Source organism: SAR86 cluster bacterium (assembly GCA_023703615.1).
GTDB lineage: Bacteria > Pseudomonadota > Gammaproteobacteria > Magnimaribacterales > D2472 > MED-G85.
Genome location: CP097971.1, coordinates 532,563 through 557,051, shown reverse-complemented (window position 1 = coordinate 557,051; position 24,489 = coordinate 532,563). Strand labels below are relative to the sequence as shown.

At 31.1% G+C, this 24,489-nt stretch carries 19 protein-coding genes; 6 read left to right on the top strand and 13 right to left on the bottom strand.

Going from position 1 to position 24,489, the window contains the following annotated elements; all coding sequences use genetic code 11:
- Positions 1-9: 9 nt before the first annotated feature.
- The gene (locus M9C80_02930) at positions 10-1,962 is read right to left on the bottom strand and encodes a sulfotransferase (GenBank protein URQ70127.1); all 1,953 of its coding nucleotides are present in this window, start codon (positions 1,960-1,962) and stop codon (positions 10-12) included.
- A gap of 53 nt (positions 1,963-2,015) precedes the next feature.
- Positions 2,016-4,445: a TonB-dependent receptor plug domain-containing protein gene (locus tag M9C80_02925; protein URQ70126.1), complete on the bottom strand. Its 2,430-nt coding sequence runs from the start codon at positions 4,443-4,445 to the stop codon at positions 2,016-2,018.
- Between the two features lie 247 nt (positions 4,446-4,692).
- Here M9C80_02925 and M9C80_02920 point away from each other — a divergent pair, with 247 nt between their 5' ends.
- Complete coding sequence (locus M9C80_02920; protein ID URQ70125.1) at positions 4,693-6,177, top strand: BCCT family transporter; 1,485 nt, start codon at positions 4,693-4,695, stop codon at positions 6,175-6,177.
- Between the two features lie 2 nt (positions 6,178-6,179).
- On the opposite strand, the gene M9C80_02915 is transcribed toward M9C80_02920, so the two are convergent.
- Entirely contained in the window at positions 6,180-6,329 is a 150-nt protein-coding gene (locus M9C80_02915; protein URQ70124.1) for a hypothetical protein, read from the bottom strand.
- A gap of 42 nt (positions 6,330-6,371) precedes the next feature.
- Between M9C80_02915 and M9C80_02910 the strand changes: the two genes are divergently transcribed.
- On the top strand, positions 6,372-6,917 hold the full coding sequence (locus M9C80_02910; protein ID URQ70123.1) for a nitroreductase family protein: 546 nt from the start codon (positions 6,372-6,374) through the stop codon (positions 6,915-6,917).
- Here M9C80_02910 and M9C80_02905 read toward each other — a convergent pair.
- The 4 genes from M9C80_02905 to M9C80_02890 are packed head-to-tail and all read right to left on the bottom strand — an operon-like array spanning position 6,904 to position 10,613.
- The gene (locus tag M9C80_02905; GenBank protein URQ70122.1) at positions 6,904-7,281 is read right to left on the bottom strand and encodes a hypothetical protein; all 378 of its coding nucleotides are present in this window, start codon (positions 7,279-7,281) and stop codon (positions 6,904-6,906) included. The two genes, M9C80_02910 and M9C80_02905, sit on opposite strands and share 14 nt — an antisense overlap.
- Positions 7,278-7,976 (bottom strand): peptidase E, encoded by a 699-nt coding sequence (locus M9C80_02900; GenBank protein ID URQ70121.1) that lies wholly within the window; start codon positions 7,974-7,976, stop codon positions 7,278-7,280. The genes M9C80_02905 and M9C80_02900 overlap by 4 nt, the downstream gene beginning before the upstream one ends.
- 8 nt (positions 7,977-7,984) lie before the next feature.
- Positions 7,985-8,659, bottom strand: coding sequence for a preprotein translocase subunit TatA (locus M9C80_02895; GenBank protein URQ70120.1), 675 nt, complete (start codon positions 8,657-8,659; stop codon positions 7,985-7,987).
- The gene (locus M9C80_02890; protein ID URQ70119.1) at positions 8,649-10,613 is read right to left on the bottom strand and encodes a sulfotransferase; all 1,965 of its coding nucleotides are present in this window, start codon (positions 10,611-10,613) and stop codon (positions 8,649-8,651) included. Before M9C80_02890 ends, M9C80_02895 begins: the two co-directional genes overlap by 11 nt.
- On the opposite strand from M9C80_02890, the gene M9C80_02885 reads away from it, so the two are divergent.
- Complete coding sequence (locus tag M9C80_02885) at positions 10,614-12,089, top strand: BCCT family transporter (protein URQ70118.1); 1,476 nt, start codon at positions 10,614-10,616, stop codon at positions 12,087-12,089.
- On the top strand, positions 12,064-12,942 hold the full coding sequence (locus M9C80_02880; GenBank protein URQ70117.1) for an alpha/beta hydrolase: 879 nt from the start codon (positions 12,064-12,066) through the stop codon (positions 12,940-12,942). Before M9C80_02885 ends, M9C80_02880 begins: the two co-directional genes overlap by 26 nt.
- On the opposite strand, the gene M9C80_02875 is transcribed toward M9C80_02880, so the two are convergent.
- From M9C80_02875 to M9C80_02865, 3 genes are all read right to left on the bottom strand, one after another.
- Positions 12,939-15,263: a TonB-dependent receptor gene (locus tag M9C80_02875; GenBank protein URQ70116.1), complete on the bottom strand. Its 2,325-nt coding sequence runs from the start codon at positions 15,261-15,263 to the stop codon at positions 12,939-12,941. The genes M9C80_02880 and M9C80_02875 overlap by 4 nt on opposite strands.
- 102 nt (positions 15,264-15,365) lie before the next feature.
- Entirely contained in the window at positions 15,366-16,385 is a 1,020-nt protein-coding gene (locus M9C80_02870) for a hypothetical protein (GenBank protein URQ70115.1), read from the bottom strand.
- Entirely contained in the window at positions 16,386-17,279 is an 894-nt protein-coding gene (locus M9C80_02865; GenBank protein URQ70114.1) for an alpha/beta hydrolase, read from the bottom strand.
- A 42-nt stretch (positions 17,280-17,321) separates the two neighbouring features.
- Between M9C80_02865 and M9C80_02860 the strand changes: the two genes are divergently transcribed.
- Positions 17,322-18,437 carry a beta-ketoacyl-ACP synthase III gene (locus M9C80_02860; protein ID URQ70113.1) on the top strand — a complete coding sequence of 372 codons (1,116 nt, stop codon included), beginning with the start codon at positions 17,322-17,324 and terminating at the stop codon, positions 18,435-18,437.
- Between the two features lie 186 nt (positions 18,438-18,623).
- Positions 18,624-19,067, top strand: coding sequence for a tryptophan-rich sensory protein (locus tag M9C80_02855; protein URQ70112.1), 444 nt, complete (start codon positions 18,624-18,626; stop codon positions 19,065-19,067).
- Here M9C80_02855 and M9C80_02850 read toward each other — a convergent pair.
- From M9C80_02850 to M9C80_02840, 3 genes are all read right to left on the bottom strand, one after another.
- Complete coding sequence (locus M9C80_02850) at positions 19,064-20,299, bottom strand: Na+-dependent nucleoside transporter (protein ID URQ70111.1); 1,236 nt, start codon at positions 20,297-20,299, stop codon at positions 19,064-19,066. The genes M9C80_02855 and M9C80_02850 overlap by 4 nt on opposite strands.
- A 5-nt stretch (positions 20,300-20,304) precedes the next feature.
- Positions 20,305-21,207 carry an isopenicillin N synthase family oxygenase gene (locus M9C80_02845; GenBank protein URQ70110.1) on the bottom strand — a complete coding sequence of 301 codons (903 nt, stop codon included), beginning with the start codon at positions 21,205-21,207 and terminating at the stop codon, positions 20,305-20,307.
- Positions 21,208-21,268: 61 nt separating this feature from the next.
- Complete coding sequence (locus M9C80_02840; protein ID URQ70109.1) at positions 21,269-24,472, bottom strand: TonB-dependent receptor; 3,204 nt, start codon at positions 24,470-24,472, stop codon at positions 21,269-21,271.
- Positions 24,473-24,489: the final 17 nt, after the last annotated feature.

The window sequence follows — 24,489 nt, the reverse complement described above, 5'->3', positions numbered from 1 at the left end:
TAAAATTAATCAATATTTTAAGTTTGATTTCAATTCAGTTAAGTAAGATTCATAATTTTTCCAATAATTAAGTCCACTTTGATAAATAGGTTGTCTTACTTGTTCTGCACTTGGTGTCTTAACAGATCTTTTGTTTTTGTAAAACTCTATGCAATTTTGCTCAAAAGGTAATTTGCAATAATCTAAAATTTCTTTTACTGAATTTTCCAGATCCATTACTACGTCTTCATATTTAATTGACAAAATTTTGCCTGGCAAAACATTATTCCAATGATCCATTAACTCAACATATTCATTATAATAAATTGCCAAATCCTTAAAGTCATATGTAAACTCCTGGCCTTCTGCGAAAAGTTGTTTATAGCATGAAAAACAAGCTGACATCGAGCTTCTTCTTATATCTATAATTTTTGCATTAGGTAAGATTAATTTTATTAGACCAATATGTCTAAAATTATTTGGCATTTTATCAATAAAAAATTCTTTGTCTGTTCTGAAAACTCTAGCGTCATTGATGTATTTCTTACCTATCACTTCTAGTTCAGGTTCTGACATAGCTAACAAAATATCAGGATATTTTGAATTAATATCTTGAACTCTTCTTTGATTTAATTTGTGTGCGGTAGAGATTATATTTGGTAGTTCATGTGTTCCTTCAACTTTTGAATGAGATGCGATGATTTGTTCGATGAGAGTTGAACCAGCTCTTGGCAAACCAAGGATAAATATAGGCTCATCTGATGTAAAACCCCATTCATTTTTTGTACTAAATAAATCTTTTGTACATACAGTTTTCTGATTATTACAGTCATCTATATAGTCTTGGTATTTAAATAAAGATGATTCTTTTTTGAGTTTGTTGGCTAAATGATAGTTGTTAAATGAACTCTGATAGTCTTTAAGGTCCTCAAAAGCTTTACCTAATGCAAAATGCATAAATATCTTTTCATTTTTGGATACATTTTCATCTAATACCATTTTAGTTAAATTTTTTATTTCTTTGTCTGTAAATTTATAGGTTTTTAAATTAGCTAAGCTCCAATAAGAGTCACCAAAATATCTATCTATTTCATAGCATTTTTTATATGAAGAAATTGCTTTATCAATATCTCCAGATGTTTTATATAAATGTCCTTTTGAAAGATAAATATCTGTATTATTTTTTTCTTCTTCAAGAATTGAATCATATAACTCAAGTGATTCTTTATAACCATCTGTTCTAAAAAGACACGTTGCGAGTGCTTTTTTAGCATTTGAGTTGCTTGGATGATCTTTATATAAATTTTTTGCATGTTTTAATGCTTCACCATATTTTTGTCTTTTAATTAAAATAGTTATGTAATCAAATCTAACTTGAACATTTGTTGGATCAAATAACATTGAACTTTCAAGCAAGAACTCAGCATCATCATATATATATAATTCTGAACCAATTTTGGCCAATAATCTCATTGCTTCAATATGATGAGGATTTTCAATCAAAAAATGTCTACATAAATTGTCAGCTTTAGCTAATTTGCTTTCATGAATAAAACTCAGAACAGATTTTAATTCTGGTTCAAGATTCTTAAGATAAAAAATATTTTTTTCTGCATATTCTCGTAATGAATCTGTGATATTTTCATGAGCTAGGATTCCCAACCAAGAAGCATGAAGAGATGGGTTATGCCTTACTGCTCGCATATACGCCTTCAATGACATATCTTTATTCTTTTCTTTAAGATATATATGACCAAATTCTTGATAAGCTCTTCCATACTCTGGTGCAATTTGTATTAACTGATCTAAACAAGTTAATGCTGTTTTAGTATGATCGAGGTAACGATTACAGACAGCACTTAAATAAAAAAAATCTTTATTCGATATTTTATTTCTTTTTTTATTTATGTAATTGAGAGCTTCCTTAAATTTTCTACTTCTAATTAAGGTCTCAGCTTCTTTAAATGTTGTTTTTTCTTCCATGTTAAATAAAAAAAAGGCCAGAATAAACTGGCCTTTTAATTTTTTAGTTTATCTTAAAAACTATATGATACTCTAACACCAACATTCCTTGGTCTATTAGTAGATATTCTAGGAATATCATCTTGGTCATTAAAGTATAGTTGAGCTCTTTCATCAGTGACATTTCTAGCAAAAAATTCTACATCTGTGTTTCCTACTTGAATACCCCAAGCCATATCAAGAATCTTGTATGCATCTTGTTGATATCTTTTTTCCTGTTCAAGTGAACTAAAGGATTCATCAGCACTTTTTATTGCTATTTGTGTATAACTTGGATTACCTCCAAATTCTGAGTCATATCTCATTCTTAAATTCCATTGAACCTCTGGTGATAGTGGTAGCTGACTACCTACAGGTGCAATTTCAATAATTTGAGCTTTTAAACGTGTAACCTCGGTATCATTAACAGTAACGGCACTTGATAACGTAAGATTATCAGTTGGATACCATAATACATCGGCTTCGAAACCACTAACTGATGCGTCAGCTGCATTTTCTATAAATGTTAATATTGAAATATTAACGGGATCAAATCTTGATGTTTGAATATCAGACCAGTCAACATCATAGTATGTTGCATTAAGTCTCATTGAGCCATCAAGCAATACTGTTTTGACACCAAACTCTGTGTTTATAGTATCGTCTGTTCCATATGTTAATGGAGGTGACGCATATGCTGCGTTTCTTGAAGCGAGTAGACCTCCTCTATTAAATCCACCAGGTCTATACCCCTCTGATCTTGTAAAGTAATAGAGAGTATCTTCATCTTGTTGAAAGCTAACAGTAACCTTAGTTATGGTATCACTCATATTTAGCGGCTCTGTTCCATGAACTCCAGCATCATAGTCTCTTCCATTTGCAACATTAGCTCCTCTATAACCAAATTTAGATTGCCCTCTAAAGTCAACATCTAAATCATAATTACGAGCACCAACAGTTATATCAAGTCTATCTGATAATGGATAAGTAACTTCAGCAAAATATGCAGTTTGCTCCTCAGTTCTTAAAATATCATTAAAGAATCTGTATTGCATTGGTCTTGGATTTGGATTTGAAGCATATGCACCAGGTATTGGTGAGTTAGCAATATAATATGCACCCCAGCCTGCTATAGCAGCTGGAGTATCAAGTGTACCTAGGTATCCATAATCGTTTTGAGTAATTAATTGACTATCATCAATAAAAACACCTGCTGTAAAAGTTACTGGTGAATCCCAAAATTCATTTGTAGATACCCTAAACTCATGGGTAGTTCTTTCATTACTATCCATTAAATCTACTTGAACAGTAGCAGAACCACATAATGTATAAACATATGCATTACATACATAGTATGGCAACCATGCACCAACATTTGCATAACCACTATAGTCTACAGTTTGATTAGAAGTTCTATCTAAATATGCTCCAGTATATAAAGCATCAAGTTTACCCAATCTTCCTTCAAGAGTTAATGAAGTTTGTGAGAATGAATCATCAAGAGTATCTTCAACAAATCTGCTTACTAATAAGTCACCTTTGGCAGGGTCATAATCAAAAACACCGTCAGCACTCAGATCTTGATCTAAATGAGTAATAAGCATTTCCCAATCATCATTTATAGAATGAGCTGAAGAAATTCTAAAACCAGTATATTCTGAATCATTGAAGTTTTCTTCTACTAAAGCAGCGTTATCATCTACTTCAAAAGTAGTTGTTCCACCTGATGGGAATGAACCTCTACCTTCACCACTCCATGTTCCTGGAACATTATCAATATAACCACCATTTTTAGCATTATAAAATACGCCTCTTATCGCCCATTCATCACTAATTAAAGGTGCATTGAAATAAACATCATATGATCTACTTACATCACCACTTTTTGTTTCAAACACTGAAGTGTTTATTCCACCTTCAGTTGTATTAAATTTAGGCTTATTTGTTATAAGTCTTACAGTACCTGCTTGTGAACTTGCTCCATACAATGTTCCTTGTGGTCCAGGTAAGACTTCGATTCTTTCCATATCAGCAATATAAATATCCAAATTTCTTCCTGGAACTTGCAATGGTTGCTCATCTAAGTACAAAGCAACGTTAGGAGTTGATCCTTGAGCGGCTGATAAAAAGACATTAACAGGATCAACAGCCATACCTCTAATATAGATAGTTGATTGTCCAGGACCCCTACCAGCGTTTGTAACATTTGGAAGGTATTCAATGTATTCGTCAAAGTTAGATACATTCATTTCCTTTAATGTTTCTTCAGTTAGCGCTGTAACAGTAACTGGTATCTTTGATGCGCTTTCGTCTTTCTTAGTAGCAGAAACAACTACTTCTTCGATTTGACGATCTTGTGCTTCAGCAGTTTGCGGAACAATTGCTGCAAATGAACCTAAAACACCTAAAGATACTTTATTGAGAACCTTATTAAGCTGTTCTTTTGTATTAGTTAAATTAAACATATATATGACCCCTCATATAATAATTAATATTAAATTGCATATACAAATAAGCTTTCTGGTAACCCCCAGTTTCCCCCTGGAGAATTTTAGCTTTATTTATAGACCAGCAATTTCATTAAATCGGTCTAAATATACTATAACACTTATAAAATTCGATGCAAATTTATAAGTACCTTTAAAAAAGAGTCTGATTTCTAGAAAATTTATTATTAATATGTTTCACTAGTTAAACAATTCATTAAAAATTATGCAAAATATAAATAAAGCTCGTTTTTTTATATCAGTATTATCTGTAATATTAATAACTGTATTTGTATCATTAAATTCAGAATTATCTGAAATTTTATTTACAAACTTACAAACATTTTTATCAGAATATCTTGGTTGGTTAATAATACTTTTAGCGAATGGCTTTTTAATTTTTTCGATCTTTTTAATATTTACTAAATATAAGAATATTCGTCTTGGTGGTTATGATGCTGTTCCTAGTTACTCCTATATTAATTGGATAGCAATGTTATTTAGTGCGGGTCTTGGTATTGGGTTGTTGTTTTACGGGGTTGGCGAACCTGTTATGCATCTATCTTCATTTCCTAAAATGATTGACGGTGATAGTTCTTATAACGCTGCAAAAGCTATAAGTTTAGCTAATCTGCATTGGGGGCTTCATGGATGGGCAGTATATTCAGCACTTGGCTTATGTTTTGCTTTCACGTCTTATAATAAAAAATTACCGTTTAGAGTAAGCTCGTTACTTGGGGATAAAGTTACAAGCAATCAAACTCTCTCAATATTCATAGACATCATAGCAATTTTAACTACTGTTTTTGGCGTTGCTACCTCACTTGGTCTTGGAACAATGCAAATAAGTGCTGGACTTGAGCATATTTTTGGCATTGCTCAGTCGGATTTAAATAAGTTTATTATTATTATAGTAATAACGTTTATAGGTTTAATAAGTGTATGTTTAGGCCTTGATAAGGGCATAAAAAGACTATCTCAAGTTAATATGATAATTGCCCTATTTATGCTTCTTGTGGTCTTTGCATTAGGTCCTACTATTTTTATCCTTAATTCGCTTGTACAAAACTTTGGTGCATATCTAAATTCAATTATTCAATCGGCAACCTATACCGAAGCATATGATACGAGCTCTTGGCAAAATGGATGGACGCTTTTTTACTTTACATGGTGGTTTGCATGGGCTCCATTTGTATCCTTATTCATAGCAAGAATATCCTATGGTAGAACTGTTAAAGAGTTTGTAATTGGTGTTCTCTTTGTTCCTTCATTGATTGTGTTTATTTGGATGGGCATATTTGGAAATGCTGCAATACATCAAGTTATTAATGAAACATCTAATTTAGGTGAAATTGTTTCTAATAATTTTCCAGTTGCGCTTTTCTCACTCTATGATGCCTATCCATTATCTAAAATATTATCAATAATTACTTTAATCCTAATTGTAACTTTTTTCGTTACCTCCTCAGATTCAGGATCTCTAGTTGCATCAATGCTTTCCTCAAAAAAACAATTTAATATTAATGATGACTCTCCAATTTTTACTAGAGCAACTTGGGCTATCCTTTTAGGTGTTCTTGCTGCTGTATTACTTAAAGCAGGTGGTTTGGTTGCTCTTCAAACATCAGTTGTTATTTTGGGAGTTCCTTTCGCAATAATTGTTATTTTTGCTATTAAAAATCTGTATAAGTCTCTAGAGGATGAGTTATAAACTTAATTGATTTCTTCATCAATTTTATCTAGTTCATCTTTATCCATTTCATCTTCATATATGTAATCAATATTTTTTTTGGAATTAATTCTTTTAGCTATTAAAATTGCGAATACAACAAATATTAAAATGAATCCTATTTGAATCAGCATAATAAGTCCTTATATTATTAATAACAGTATATTAATATAAAAATGAAAAAACTAGATAACATATTAAAAAGAAACTCTGCTAGATTGCTTCAAGAGCCATATCCAACTAAGGTTGAAATGAATAATATTTATAAGGCAGCTCTTAGAGCACCTGATCATGCATGGCTAAGACCAACATCATTTATTGAAATCAAAGATAAAGGTATAGAAAAGCTTTCAAAAATTTTTGAGGAGTTTGCTTCTAAAAACGTAGATCAAAAAAATATTGATAAATATAAGAATGCTCCATACAGAGCTCCCATGATTATTGCAGCTGTAAATACTTATAAAGAACATCCAAAAGTTCCGAAAATTGAACAAATGCTATCAACAGCCGCATCTGTTCAAAATATTCTTTTAGCTCTTAATGCATTGAAATATTCTTCAATATGGAGAACAGGAAAGGTTGCATTTAATAAATTTGTAGATAAGAAGTTAGGTCTTGAGCCTAATCAAACCATTATAGGCTTTATATATGTTGGTAAAAATAAAGGTAAACAAAAAAATATACCAAAAATAAATTCGCGTGAATTTGTTAAGTATCTTTAAATTTAAAGTAATAAGATGCTACAAATGCAATAACAAAAAATATTATTTCTGCAATGAGTGACGTCACACTTATTGGGGCTTCATAAAATAAACTAACGATAATATGTAAAGTGGTTATTGTTAGAAAAATAATTCCAGATGCAAATATCCACTGATACTGTCTTGTAATAAACGAAATAAAACACAAGATAGATGTAGCTAAAAAAAGTGAAGTGAAATCACGTATTTGTGTATTTAAACCATATCCATCAAACAAATTCATATTTAGAGAATTTGCAGCAGACAATGGATTAAAAAACCAATTTAAACCAATTATTAATAATACAAATGATAATAATAAAGATAAAATGCTTCCAGGGTTCATAATACTACTAACTCTGCATCATTTATTGTAGTTGTGCAAATGTTATCCTCGTGCAGTCTGACGTCAAAACATTTTTTATTATTTTTAAAACTTATTATTTTTGTTGGAATATCATCTATTATATGAAGAGCTGAATATCCTTCCAAGGCAATACATGATTCAATTTCATGAGAACTTAATGATTTTTTCACAAAAGGTATTCTTTCTGGTTCCTCATCATAATGAGGGCAACAAATACCATCAACAAAACCCAAGCATTCGATAATAGATTGTCCGTGTGCCCATGAATCAGTGATTCCTTTATCAAACCAACAAATAGCACCTGCACTTACTCCACTCATAATTGTTCCTTCTTTGTATGCATCTAGTAAAATTTTATCCAAATTCCATTCTTTCCAAACAGAGAGCATGCTTTTTGTGTTACCGCCACCAACAAAAATAATATCTTGACCAGCTATGTGTTTTTCTAAATCTATAGTTCTTTTAAAAAAATTAATATGAGAGGTTTCTGCCCCTAAGGAATCAAATGCTTTATAAAAATTTTCAATGTAATTTTGGTCATCGCCTGTAGCTGTTGGTATGAAACATATATTAGGTTTAGCCATAGATGCTTGCTCAAAAATATACTTTTCAATTTTAAGCTCTACAATTGAGCGACCAAAACCTCCCCCTCCAATAGCTATTATTTGTTTCATTTTCATATTTATTTTTCTTTATTGAATTTAATAAGTCTTGACTTCCATTTGCCAGTAAGAGTTTTAAATTCAATGGGCTTGACTAGAAACTCCTTAAAAATTAAATCTCTATCAACCATTAATATCACTAGCTGTTCTATCTTAGTATTAAACATAACATTATGTGCATTTGCATAGGCACAACACTGAAGAAAGTAATCTTCTATCCACTCTCTTTTTTTAATTTTTTTTGCTGTCTTAAAATCAATAATACTTTCTTTATTTTTATAAATTCCAACACAGTCTGCTGTTCCTGCATAAAGGTTGTCTAAAATTAATCCGACCTCAAGACCCCAAATTTCTGATATATCATTTAAACCGTCTTTTATAAACTTTTGAGAAATTTTTTTCGCTATTTTTTGATCTAAACTATCTTCAAATTTATCCCAAAGTGTATTATTTAAATAATTTTCTATTGCTTCATGAACAGCCGATCCTATATCAGTACTTAACTTAATAATCCTTTCAGCCTCTTCATTGCCAACCCTAACCTTCCATTGATCAATGCCATCAGATTTATTTGAGGTTTTTGATAGCACTGTTGTAACACTTGGTACAGGATTACCTAATGAATCAAGATAATATCTCGCCGAGTCTATTTCAACTCTTTTTAATACTGGATATTCAAATGTTTTAGTTATCATTATTAAAATGCCTTTTAAGATCGCTTAAGTCATCATCAAAATTTTTCCAGTAGTCTAATGCATTCTTATAAATAGGTTGTCTAACTTGCTCAGAGCTTGCAGTTTTGACTGGTCTAGAAGATTTATAAAAGTTCAGGCATTCATCCTCAAACTCTAGTTCTAAAAAATTAAATATTTTTTTGATTTCATTGCTTGAGTCTAGAATAACATCTTCATACATTACAGTATGAATGCTGTTTGGAAATAATTTATTCCAATAATCCATTAATTTTTTGTAATCTTTATAGTAACGAGCTATATCATCTAAGTCATAAGTAAATAATTGGCCCTTTGCAAAATACTGTTTGAAACAACTTAAACACGCATCCATAGGTTTTCTTCTGGCATCAATTATTTTTGCATTTGGTAATATCATTTTTATTAACCCAATATGCGCAAAATTATTAGGCATCTTATCAATGAAGAAGCGTTTGTTGGTCCTAGCCCATCGTGTATCATCAATGAACATTTTTCCATATTTATATATATCGTCATTTGATAACTTAAATAAATTATTCAAGTAATTTTCTGAATCATTAATTAGTTTGATTTGCCTTCCAATACCCATAATATTTGGAAGTTCTTGTGTTCCTTCAATTTGAGAATGAGATGCAAGAATTTGTTCTAGCAATGTTGATCCTGCCCTTGGCAGACCAAGAATGAATATTGGATCATTTGATTGAAAACCACTTTTTAAGTTAATGCTTGCTGCGTGTTCTGAAAAAAAATTAATCAGCAAATCAGTATTATTTTTATTATCCTCTGAATTGTATTCAATTGATTTCCTTTTTAACCAATTACCCTCTTTATAATGAAAAAAAGATTTTTTAAAATTTTTATTAAATTCATAAGCTTTACCAAGGCCGAAGTGCATTTGAATTTTCTCATCAGGATGTATTTCATGAGTAAGACTTGTTTCCATGGATTCAATTTCTTCATCAGAAAACTTGTAAGTTTTTAAATTGGCAAGACTCCAATATGCTTCACCTGAATTAGGATAAAATTTTATTGCGTTATGATAAGAAGATTCGCATTCTTTACGTTTCCCTAAAGTCTTAAGCGCATGTCCCATGCTCAGAAAAACACGAGCGTTTGAAGGATTTATTTTTAAAGAGTCTTTATAGCAATCTATGCCCTTTTCGTATTCAGCAAGTTTTACATATAAAGTACCAAGAGAAACTAATGCTTCATAATTATTTGGATCAATTTTTAATAAATTCTTAAAAGCAATTTTAGATTTCGACAGCTTATTTTGAACTCTAAATACCTTTCCTAAATTATCCCAAGCTAAAGAAAAATATGGATTAATAGAAATAGCTCTTGTGAATAATTTTTCTGCTAGATCATAGTTTTTAGCTCTAAATGCAATTAAACCTAATAACCTAAGCGCATCAATATTATTTTTATCATCTTTAAGTATTTTTTTATAGACATCTTCCGCTAGCTTCAATCGGCCAGCCTTTGCATGTCTTATACCTTTATATAATTCAGAATAATTAGCATTTGTTTCAAAAAAAGTTTGAATTACATTATCAGCCTCATCAACGTTATCCTTTGATAAATGTATATTCGAGATTTCTCTAGCAGTATTAATTGATGGATATTTTTCATGTAACTCTTCTAAAATTGAAAAAGAGTTAATTTCGTCACCGATAAATTTTAAAATTTTATATTTCTTTTCTAATAAAATTTGTTTATTGCTACTAGAAAATAAAGCTTGATTAATAAAATTCAATGCTTTATGTGAATCATTTTTTTTTACATAGATATCAGCAAGCAATGACAATGATTTAACGTCGCTTGGAAATACTTTTAAGATTTCATCAAGTTGTTCAATAGATTCATTTAGATTATTATTATTAAAATAATCAACAGCATTTTTAAAAGCAGCTTTTATATTATTCTCTAAAGTCATATGTTTTCAAAATTAAACCCTGAGTGGAACAAAACTACTATAAGTATAACAATTTTGCTCTCTTTAATTCTTACATTTTTTGTTCTTTACAATCCTATAGAAACAACGATAGCCTTGAACGAAGCATATATTTATTTATCTACAATATTTGAAAATTACTACGTTTATGGAAGCTTAATATTATTATTATTTTTAATCGGTCTTGCCCTTTCAAAATACGGTTCAATAAAAATAAATATTCATAATAAATCAAGTCACTCGTTTTTCTCATGGGGTGGAATGTTATTTGCAGCAGGCATAGGTGCAGCATTACTATATTGGTCTACTGTAGAATGGATTGATTATTATAATGTTCTTGATGATTATGATTATGAAGAGAGGATTACGTATTCGAGAGTCTACCCATTATTTCACTGGTCGTTTACTGCATGGGCAATATATTGTTTACCAGCTGTAGCGTTTGCTCTTTCTTTAAGTATTCGTCCAAAATCTAAACTTACATTTTCTGGTATTTTTAATGTAAAAAATAAATTCAATGAGCTTGTATTAGATATAGTTTTTATAGGTGCAATTATCTGTGGAGCAGGAGTAGGACTTGGATTATCTTTTCCGCTCATATCAACACTAATATCTAAAGTTTTTTCTGTTGATAAAAGTATTTATCTAGACTTTTTTACTATTTTTTTATGTTTATCTATTTTTGGATCAAGTGCTTATGCAGGTATTCAAAATGGCATTAAAAAACTTAGTAATTTCAATGTAATTTTAGTGATTATTTTTTTATTTCTTGTTTTTATACTCGGTCCAACAAGCTATATATTATCTAATTCTTTTGAAAGCTTTATTTTTATGATGAAAAAATATCCTGAATTAAGCACAGCAACTGGAACTGAAATCAGCAGAGATTGGAGTGTTTTCTACTGGGCTTGGTGGCTAGCTCTTGCTCCGATGGTAGGAGCATTCATTATAAATATTTCTAACAATAAATCTTTAAGGCAAATGATACTAGGAACCATATTAATTGGTGGTTTTGGATGTATATTTAGCATGGCAATATTATCTAACCTATCAATAAGCTTATTTGAAAGTAATACTTATAATGCACCAGATTTAATATCAAACTCTCTACAAACTAGAGAAGAGATAATAGTTAGAACTATTGGCACACTATCGTTTGGAAAATATATTCTTATAGCATTTCTAATTATTTGCATTATATTTCTATGCACTACTTATGATTCAACTTCATATGTTCTTGCAGGAGCTTCTATGAAAAGCTCTGAACAAGCTAGCTCAAAAAGCTTAAGAGTTGTCTATGCAATTATATTGGTAGTTCAACCCACCCTTTTAATGTTCATGGGAGGAGTTGATGCTTTTAAATGGATAATGGTAATTGCATCAGTTCCATTGCTTTTTATTAATATGCTTTTAATATACTCAATAATTAAAAATGTTTATTCAATTAAAAAATCATAAAGTTCATATTTATTGTAAAAAAGATATAGATGCATCTAAAACTAGTATTCTTTTTATACCAGGAGCTGGGATGGATCATAGAATTTTATCAATGTTTAAGTTTGGTGGTTTAGAAGATAAATTTAATATTCTAGCTATTGATCTTCCAGGTCATGGGTATACTACTGGTCCTCTTTTTTATGATGTAGAAAGTCATACTAAATTATGCATTGAAGTTCTCGATAATCTTAAATTGCCTGAGGTAATATTCACAGGACATAGTTGGGGTGGATTAGTTGCTCTCGATCTATCTACACAGTACAAAAATAAAATGACTTTTTGTATGAATATTGCGTATCCTTTTTTAGTTGGTGACATGTTACTTGATTTTGCTAAAGGAAATTTAGACCAAGCAGTAGAATTCTTAATGAAATATGGAGTTTATAAATTGCCAGATGTGGAAATTAAAACAACTGGTTTTGGTGTTAAAGGTTCAGGTTTTTATGGCCGATCGAAGGGAGAAATAAAATCACCTTATGGGACTAAAGTTGTTGAAGGTGATCCAGAAAGAGAAATAAAACTATATCCATTAAAGAGACTTTTTAATCAAACAGAAAAGGAGATTAGTTCTATTGATCTCAAGTCATGCAATAAATTTAGACTTTCTGATACAGGTATAGCAAAATTAAAAAATATAAAATTTATTTTTTGTGATAAAGATAAACTAGCCAGATTTAACCCTGACAATGCTATTTTTGCTAACGTTGATCATGATAAAGATATATTTACATTAGAAGGAACTGGACACTTTCCATACTTTGAAGATCCAGATCAATTAGAAAGAGTTCTTAATTCTTTGCTAAACGAATACTAATATCTATATCTTATTCTAAATCCAATTACTCTGGGTCTATTAGGTGTTCTTCTAATGTTATTAAAGTCAGGATACCTAGTTAAATACGCAACTTCATCTGTAAAGTTTGTGATGTAGAGTTCCATTGAAGAGTTTTCGTTCTCAACACCCAGTCTCATATTACCAATGGAATATTCTGGTAAAGTAACAGTATTAGCTTGAGAATCATATCTATCTCCAGTATATGAATAATCCAAGTTGAAATAACTAGGTCTTCCCATAATTTCAAATACTTTATCTAAACTTAAAACGTAAGATGTTTCAGGTACATATGCTAATCTATTTCCTGAACTTGCCTGGAGAACTCCAGACACATCAAAATAATCCTCAGATAATGTTGGATCATTTGATATTACAAATGCATTCAAGGTTAAAGTATCATCTACCTTATATGTAGCGTCAATTTCAATACCATTTATTTCTGCATTTCCTACATTATCTACAAATGAAACAGTTGAATAAGCAAGATTATATTGAGTGGATTGATAGTCATTCCAATCCATAAAATATGCAGCACCATTTAAAATAAGTTTCCCATCAGCTAAAGTTGATTTAAAACCAAACTCAAGGCTTTCAAGATAATCAGCATCAAAGAGCTCAGGAATGAATGCTGTTTGCGCTGGTCTTACTCTATTTATACCGCTGGCTCTAAATCCTTCAGAGTAAACTCCATATATCATAATATCGTCATCAACATCGTAAGAAACACTAACTTTTGGGATAGTTCCTGAATCACTATTTCTATATACTTTGTTGGTACCGTCAAATACACCATAGTATCCATCTTTTGCATCAACAACGGTGTCTTGATCATAATTTCTAAATCCAACAGTTATATTTGTTTTATCATTTATGTCATAAGAGGCTTCACCAAATACAGCTGAAGTTTCCTCTTCTCTTGTATTATCAAGATTCCACCAATTACCATTTGGTACACCAAACGATAGATTGCCTGGATTTGAACCCGGCCATTGGTAATCCATTTCATAATCTCTTCTGTTATCTTCTGAAAATGCTCCAAGAACCCACTGAAAACCGGAATCAGAATTTGATTGAATTCTAAATTCATTAGAGGTTCTCTCGTATTTATCATTTTGCATATATGACATTCTAGGATCTTGGCAACCTGAAATATTATAGTAATAGTAATAGTCATAATAGTCACAAGTATAAGTTGGTCCATCATAATTATAATATTCAACATATTCCGAGTAGTCATACATATACTCAACATCTCTTTCAAAAAATGAAGATGTAAAAATGTATTCGATATCATCACTTATGTTTCCTGCAATAGTTAAAGACATTTGTTCAAAATCATCATTAAAATATTCTTCTATAAATCTTGAATTAGATCTTGGTCCATCCGCCTCATCAGTTTCTGGTGAACCGCCATATTTTGATTCTTGTGTTAGAAAAGAGAAATCAAGATCAGTTGATCCAATTGATGTAGAAAATCTTGTTCTTAGTCCTTTCTTATCGTATGTATTGTAGTCTTCTTCAGCGACATCGTTATTATCTATAGTCACCCCTGAATTAGTAAATGTCATAGTTGAAGGAACGTTATCAATGAATCCACCATCTGTTAAATTATACGCACTTACTCTCATTGCTGAGTCATCACCTAACGGAAGGTTTACAAATGCTTCTAAAGATTTATCCATATCACCACTGTTAACTGTTCCATAATCTATATCAAATCCATAGTCTACAGAGCTAACATCTGGTTTTTTTGTAATAATTTTTATATTACCTGATGTGGAACTTGACCCATAAAGTGTACCTTGAGGACCAGCAAGAACTTCAACTCTCTCAATATCATAAACATGAAGATCTGGGGTCTGACCTATTGTGGTTAACGGCTGTTCATCGAGATATAAAGCAGTTGTTGTTGCTGCACCTGAAGGATTTCCAAAACCGCCATCAGAGACACCTCTTATATAAAAAGTAGAGTTTCCTGGACCACCTGCATCTAATGTTACTGCTGGTGATAAAAATGCTATATCGCTTAAATCTTTAACATTTTTTGCATCAAGATCTGCTGCAGATATTGCTTGAACGCTCATAGCCACATCTTGAAGATTCTGTTCTTTCTTAGCAGCTGTAACGATAACTTCTTCAATGTTGTCTTGGGCTTGAATATTTGATGAAACACCAATACCCAAACTAAGTGCTCCCAAATAAGAAAGCGCAAAATTGTTTTCCTTAAAAATATCTTTTAATAAGTTCGTTAATGGATCAGATTTTTTTTCGAATAACGGCTTTAATAAAATTCTAGACATAGTATATCCCCCTTTTTGTAATACTACTCTAGTTATATTACTAAAAAAGACGACATATTCAAGGTATTAGGTGTAGTATTTATGTATAAAATTTATAAATATTCAAAATAATTTGTCCAGTAAGTATTTATTACCCCAAAAATTTTCTATATCACTGCATGACTCTCTTATATCCTTATAGTCAGATATCTCATCTATTGGATAAGCGCAATATCCAGTATTTCTCTCTATCCCAGGCCATGTATGAAATCTTTGAGTATTTAATAAACTAATAATTTTGACTCCATTTAAACAATCGAAATATTCTTTTTCAATAATCTTATCAAATTCATTATTAGTTAAGGTTTTTTCATTTCTACATTGAAATTTATTTGACCAATCTTTGGCTGTTTTATCCATTGGTTCATATAAATAGCCATCATCGGCTTTAATATTTATTGGAGGAACAGTTTCGTCTTTTGATGCACCGTAAATTATAAAATTTATTGGTTTCTCAGGGATGCAGCTCAAACCAAGATGTTGCATACCAACAACATTAATAACTCCAGAAAATAATTCAGGATACTCACAAGCTAATGCTTGAGCCATCATTCCACCATTACTCATTCCAACAACATAAATGTTTTTTATGTTTTTTGTAGTTTTAAGTTGATCAATAATAATTTTTATAAAATTTAAATCATCGCCACAACTTGCCCATGCACACCTTCCAACGTCTCCACAATTTTTATATTGTGCGTAAAAAAATGCATTAGCTAAACATATCTCACCCAAAGGTCCTGAAGATTTTGAGCCTGCTAGATCATTCCATGAAGAAATAAATTCATTCCCAAAAAAAGTTTTTTGATAAAAAAATTTTCCTTGGGGATAAACAGCAATAAAGCCATAATCATCTGCTGCTTTATTAAATCCCCCTGTTGTTTCTCTCTCAAATCCAAGAGCAGTTCCTGTATATCCATGTAAACCAATCACAAGGTCAATTGGGTTTGTTTCTATAGTGTTTGGGGTATATATATAATAATGTCTATCTTCATTTTCATATGGAAGATCTACTCTTACCATATCTTTAGAGACAACATTAAATGATATAAACAAAACCAATAGAATTTTAATCTTAATCATTTAATTTTTTATAAACTTTAAGAATGAATTATAAATTATGTCCTTATCTATATCACTAAAAACCTCATGCCTACAATTTTTTACAATCATTGCATCTACATTATTAAAAATATTTGATAAAAATAATCTGAGTTTTTTTGCACCTTGACCATTAGAACCTACAGGATCTTTTTCACCTGAAATAATTAGTATAGGTAGAGATTTATTAGCCAATTTATAACACCTTTGATTAAAAACTGTTTTAAGACCATCAGCTAGATTTTTCCAAATATTATTAGTTACTTTGAAACCGCATAGAGGATCATTTACATAATTATCAACATTTTCTTCATCTGTTGAAATCCAATCTTTTGGAGTTCTGTTAGGTTTAAAATAGTTATTAAAAGATTTGATTATCATGGTATCTAAAATATCACTAATGCCCGTATCTTTTTTTAAAAAAATTTCAATTTGTATAATTAATTTTTGGAGTCTAATTAAATTTAGTGAAATGAATGATGATCCAGTCAATATTAATCCACTTAATTTTACTTTTCTTTGAATCAAAGACAAAGCAACATAAGATCCCATGCTATGACCGAGCAAATATTGTTTTATATTAGGGTATTTATTATTTGTAACTATAATTAATTCTTCCAGATCATCAACAACAGTCTTCCAACCATTTTTTCTATTAAAATATCCAGGAATTTCACCTCTCTTGATCCAAGTCCCGTGGCCCCTGTGATCTATTGAAATTACATGAAATCCATCACTATTTAGTTTCTGGGTTAGCCATTCATATCTTTTAATGTGCTCTGCCATTCCATGACTGATATGAATAATGCCTCTAATGTCTTTATTTAAAGATTTATTTTCATAAATATCAAACTTATTAGTTAATATGCTGTCCATAATTTATAATGATAAAACATATTTAATATGAGGGGATCATTTATGGAAGAAATTCACATTGCCGGTACTGGTATTTGGCATGGAGAACATGAAATAACAAATGACGAAATTGTTGCTTCTTTTAATTCTTACGTAGATAAATTTAATAGTGAAAATAGTGATGAGATCTCAAAAGGTAATATAGAACCATTACTTCACTCATCTTCTGAATTTATCGAAAAAGCATCAGGCATAAAAACAAGATATGTAATTGAAAAAGAAGGCATCCTTGATATTAATAGAATGATGCCGTACGTAAAAAATGAAGATGAAAAGAGTTTATCAATTCATGCTGAATATGGAATTATTGCAGCTAAAAAAGCAATTGAACAAGCTAATATTGAGGTTAAAGATATCAATGCTGTAATAGTTGGCACATCACATGCAGCTAGAAACTATCCTGCAATAGCAATAGAAATACAAAAAGAATTAGGTATTGATGGGTATGCGTACGACATGTTAGTTGGTTGCTCATCAACTACTTTTGCGATAAATAATGCGTACAGTGACATTTCCTCAGGATTAGCTGAAACAATATTAGTTATAAATCCAGAAATATCAACACCGGGAGTTAACTATACAAAGAGAGATAGTCATTTCATTTTCGGTGATGCATGTGCTGCTTCTATTATTAAAAAAAATAGCAAGTCTAGTAAAAGTTTTAAAATTTTAGATAGAAAACTCGTAACTGAATTTTCAAATAATATAAGAAGCGATTTTAGCTATATAAATAGAGTAGCTATTGATAAGAAAACGGAAGACGAACTTCTTTTTTACCAAAATGGAAAAAGTGTATTCAAAGAAGTATGTCCTTTAGTTTCTAAAGTTGTACTTGAACAACTTGAAAAAAATAATCTTGCACCTGAAGAGATTTCAAAATTTTGGCTACATCAGGCTAATGGAAAAATGGTGAAATTTATTGTATCTAAATTGCTTGGTCACGATAACTTTGATGAAAACTTAGTTCCTTTGCCTCTAGAAAAGTTTGGAAATCTTGCATCTGTTGGCTCTATGTTTGCCTTTAATTTAAATAATGATCTTGAGAAAGGACAAAAAGGTGTAATTGCATCTTTCGGTGCAGGTTATTCATTATGCTCAATGATTGTTGAAAAAGTATAAATATTTACAACAATTAGGCTATAACAATTTATAATAAAGCATGGGTGAATATGACGCAGTCTGGGTTTTCATAATATCGGCAGTTTTTGTCGGATTTTATATTTTTATAGAAGCAAGGCCGAAAGGCTCAACTTTTTTATCAGACATTAATTCCGCTGTTCAAAGATTCTTTAGAAAGAGATAGTATTGCTTTTTAGCTCTAAGTATCTTGTTTTTCCATTTGTATTAATTGCTCTAATAATTGGTGGATTTGCATCATCGAATACAGGTGACGATATTTGGTATATCAATTTGAATAAATCTAGTCTAAACCCTCCTGGTTATATCTTTGGTATTGTTTGGCCAATACTATATATCTTAATGTCTATATCAGCTTATTTGACTTTTAATGATACCTTTAGATTATTTATAGCGCAGCTTTTTTTCAATACAGCATGGTCATGGTTATTCTTTTATTTTCATATGCCGATTGTTTCTTTGTTAGATATTTTTCTTTTAATTTTCTTAAATTTATACATATTAAGAAAAATGCTTAATGTGAATTATGTTGCAGCATATCTTTATATACCCTATTTAATCTGGCTGTCATTTGCTTTTTATTTAAATCTTTATATTGTTATCAATAACTAAATAACACAAGCAATTATAAGACCAGTAAAGCAAGATGAAAGTGTTGCACCTACGAGAGCTTTAAAAGCCACATCTATTAAATCATTTTTTCTTTCAGGTACCATTGAGGCAATACCTGATATTAATATTCCCACCGAAGCAAAATTTGCAAAACCACACAAACCATAAAATGTAATCAACATTGATTTTTGAGAAAGAATTCCACTTTCTATTTGTGATAGTTCTTGATATGCAACAAATTCATTTAAAGCAGTTTTGATGCCTAAAAGCTTTCCGGAAATCAATGCTTCATTCCATGGAATACCCATCAACCATGCTACAGGCGCAAAAATATAACCAAGTATAAGTTGAAGAGATAATTCAATGTCATTAGGTAACGGAATTAATCCTAAAAATGAATCAACTATATAAACTAAAGCAATAAATGTAATTAAAATTGCGCCAACACTAACTGCGATATTTGTTCCATCCTTGGTACCTCTTGTTATTGCATCCATAGTACTTTCATAAATCTTTGGTACATTGTCGTTCTCAAAATCTGTTATTTCATTTGAGGGAATCATAATGTTTGAATACATAATTGCTGCCGGAACAGACAAGATTGATGCAGTTAAAAAATGTTGTATCAAAATTACATCTTTGAAACTATCTTCAAGAATATTTACATAAGCTACCATGACAGATCCTGCTACGGTAGCCATTCCTGTTGTCATTATTATTAATAATTCTTTCTTAGATAAATTTTTAAGATAGGGTCTAATTATTAATGGTGCTTCTACTTGACCAACAAAGATATTTGCTGCTGAGCCCAAACCAATAGGACCACCTATATTAAAGAGTTTTTGGCATATCTTAGAAAAGATATTTACTATGAAAGGTAATATACCCCAAAACCATAAAACAGCAGATATGCAAGACATTACTATAATCACAGGCAATATAGCAAAAGCAAAAATGATAGCTGAACTGCTTTGTGAATCTCCTAGGAATCCAAATACAAATTTACTTCCCTCATTTGTAGCTTGTTGCAAAACAGAAACACCATTGGCTAAATATGAAAATAGATCAGTAATAAAAGGCACTTTAAGTAATAAGAGCGCCAATACAATTTGAAACAAAATGCCTAAGAATATATATCTATAATTAATAATTTTAATGTTATTTGAAAAAGGAATTGCTATAACAATAAAAAATAAAAAGCCGATTATAATTTGAACAAAAAATGGAATCATAGGTATCAGTATAGCTTAATGGCTTTCAATCTCTCATCGAGAAAATCATCAGCTAGCACGCCCTTGTCTTTATTATTATATATAGACTTAAGTATGGTGTTTGGTGAGGGATGTAAGAAAAAAGGAATGCTATATCTTGATTTAATTTCTTGATTTTTATACTTTATTACTCTGTGGCTTGTGCTTTTTAATTTATGATCAGTAACAAGCTGCATCATATCTCCAATATTACAAACTATTTCATCAAAATCTGTTGTAACAGGTATCCATTGACCGCTTTTGTGCTTAACCTCTAATCCTGGTTCATCAGCACCTATTAATAATGTAATTAAATTAATATCGGCATGCTCTCTTGCTCGGTGGATATTTGCATTATTAACAGGTGGGTAATGAATAAGTCTAAGAAGAGAGTTTCCATGCTCAACCCAATTAAAAAAATAATCTTTTTCTAAGTTTAGTGATAATGCTATAGAGGATAGTAAATCTATACCCACTTTGTTTAATTGATGAAATAATTCATCTAAAATCTTATTAAATTCTTTTAACTCAGCAATTTGTATATTTTTTTTTACTCTGTTATCAAAATTTTTATTAATAACGGGTCCATGATGCCAAAATTCTTTAAGATCAGGCTGTGTTTCGCCTAAGGCAGTTTCTTTTGCAAACGGCGTATAACCTCTTGCGCCAGCATTTTCTGGAAATGCGTATTGAGTTTTTAAATCGTCATCCAAATTAAAAAAAGATTCTGAGATTTGATAAGATTTTTTAAAAAGTTGTAAATCAATTTTATGATTGTAAATTATAAAAAAGCCGTGGTCTGATAAAGCTTCAGATAGCAATCTAATTGATTGCTTGTTGCCACTTAAAAGATCACTAAGATTTAATTTCGGAATGGAATTGAATTTCATATTTATATTTTAACAAAAAAAAAGAGCGACTTAGTCGCTCTTTTTAATAAAATAATACAAATTAAAATTTATAAGAAATACCTAAGTTCATTTGCCACTGAGATTGGCCATAGTCAGTTGAATATATAAGCCCAGCATCTTCATTAACACCAGTTATATATAGCTGACCTGAATCAGTTGTTTGATCAAGATCAACTGATACAGCTCTACTGACGGAATTTGTATCAATTTCAGTTTGCCAACCTTTATCATCATCAAGGAAATTGATAAGATTTTGTATATCAAAGTAAATCACTATTTTTTGATCATCATTGACTTGAAAATCTTGAGTGATTCTTAAGTCAACTCTAGTTGCATAATCACCTTTACATGCATTTCTTGTCATGATTTGTCCTGAGAAACCCGCAGCACATCCTGAATTCAAGAAATTCATAACAGATGAAGCGACAGCATCACTCGCAAAAACAACATTTGGATCATTAACACCTGTTGGTACATAAATCAGATCATAAGCTTCCCAATTTCCATCTGTTATAGAAGCTTCAGAATCACCAGTTTCATAAACTAAACTATATCTTCTTCCTGATTTTCTATTAGCCAATACAGAGAATCTTGTATCGTTGGTGCCAAAAATTTGTGTTGTATAGTCAAGACCAATAATAAGCTTATCATCTACCATAAAGTCAGATGGCGCAGCTCTTAAGTTCTCACCAGCTAGATCATGCGGTTGCTTATTATAAGCTGAATCAGCTTGGGCAGACGCTACTCTTGAAGCATCTTCCATTTCCATATTAGTATAACCAGCATACAAACTCACACCGTTATCAAATGCCTTAGTTGCGATAATACTAAAAGCTTCTCCACCGCCTTCACCTGTGTTTGTTAGGTATGGATTGTCGCGTTGATCTAATAAAGCTCTTCCATCAGCAAGGGTGCCCTCTTCAGAATAACTTAGATCTTTCCACAAAAGTGCTTTGTTAACACTATCTTTATTATATTCAAATCTCACATCATACCCATTAGCAAATTGAAGATTTAAAGCTATATTAGATTTATAGGTTGAAGGACCTTCAAAGTTTGGATCTGTGAAATGTGTAAATGCATATAACCTGTATCCGTTCTGACCATAAACATAATCAGATTGGCTGCTTCTTGTCCAAAAAAATCTTGGATCTGTTATTCCGGTAACCGCTCCAGTGCTTAAATTTGGTATTGGGCCTGCGCTTGGTCCAAATTGACCAATGTTATAAACATAATCGGAATCAACATTGGTTCGTGAAAATGCATTACCGAAATATACACGCGGAAGTCTACCAGCAAATAAACCATAACCACCTTCTATTGAAGAGGTTACAACTCTATCACCAAACCATAAGCCTGTAGTATCAATGTTGAAAGAAAATCTTGGTTGAGTGATTGAATAATCAACCGTTGAATTATTAATTACGCCATAACGAGATTGGAAATGTGTGTTGATGGTTGCTTGTTCTGGTATTTCAAATTCTTGATGCCTTATACCATATTGAACAGATAACCTATCGCTAACTTGCCATTCATCTTGTATATATATATTTGTTTCTTCAATTGAAAAACTTGGTCTAAACATTTCAGGATCATCTACTATTAAGCTGTTTCCAGTTGAAGGAATGTTAGCTCTTAATCTCGTATAGTTAGTTTCACCCGTAGCTTCCCAGACACTAAAATGATTATAAAAATCGTCTAAACTAGCGAATCTAATTTCACCACTATATCGAGGAATAAAAACGTTTAATAAATCTGAATTATCTGAATCAATACCAAAAGTAATTTGGTGATCATCTAAGTCATAATTTGCCTTGAAAGATATTAAGCTACTCTCAACGTCAATTAAATTAGCCCCTCTATATCTATCAGGTCCAACATATAAAACATGTCTTTCAGGCATGCCACTAATTCTAAATTGAGGAAACAATCCACCATAACCACCATCTGCTTGAGCATCATCTTCAAGAAAATCGTAATTAGAAATTTTTAGGCTTGTAGAAAGTCTATCAGTTATGTCTGAGAATAAAGTGAATGAAATTCTTTCTTGTTCAATAGGTTTTTGATACCAACCAGTTTTAAAAGTAATGTCTGTGGCGTAATTATCATAAAGTTCCCAAAAAGAATCTTCTATATATTGATATAAAAACTCAACTCTATGTTTGTCATTTACTATGCCGTTTAGTTTCAATATTGTTTGTTCTTGTGTCATTGGGTATGAGACCATATTAAATGGTCCAGTGTTATATCCGTATGTAGAAGACATAAAATCCGAAACTGCTTGCATTTCAGCAGTAGTGACTGGCCAAGTATTTGCAGCTCCAGAGTCTGACGTACCCCATAGACTTGATGAGGTTAACTCGCTTGATTCAAATCCAACAAAAAAGTGTAACCTATCTTTTATGATGGGTCCTGAGAAGGTAAAAGAGTATAGTTCATCATCAAACGCAGTTGGAGCTGAGCCATTTGGTAAGTCCCCTACATTACTTTCATCCCTTGATGAAAAATAAACAGACCCTGTAAATTCATTAGTACCGGATTTTGTAATAGCTATAATTGAACCACCAGTGGCTCCACCGACGGATACATCATATGGAGTAATATCAACTGAAATTTCTTCAATAAAGTCCATGCTTATAGGATTTTTCATTGTTGCAAACCCATTATCATTTAAACCGAATGGATCATTAAAACTAATACCATCAATTGAAAAATCATTAAATCTTGCATTATTTCCCATAACTGAGATTTCAGCATCTCTGTTATTTTCACCATCAAAAGAAACTCGAGGATCAAACTTTACATAATCACCAATATTTCTTGAAACTGTTGGAATTCCATCTATAGCATATCTTGATAACGCAGTACCGCTGCTGACACGTGTTCCACTAAGTTGAGCTGCTGTAACTACTACATTTTCTAAGTCATCAGATGATAAAAGATTTACTTTGACTTCTGCCGGCGCACTAACAGAAAGATAATTAATAGTTACTGATTGACTAATATATCCATCAGCAGAAATAGTAACTTCATAAGGACCGCCAATCGGCAAGAAGCTTAGGTTGAATCTTCCTGATTCGGATACTACATCAGTTTTTGTAGTACCAGTTGGAAGATGAACAGCTTGCACTGAAGCACCTTCAACATTAACAGAACCTCTTATTTTTGAAGTAGTATCAACGTCAGCAATTAACTGAAAAGAAAGAAATAATACAGGGAGTATATATAAGTAATATTTATTCATTTTATCCTCTTAAGATG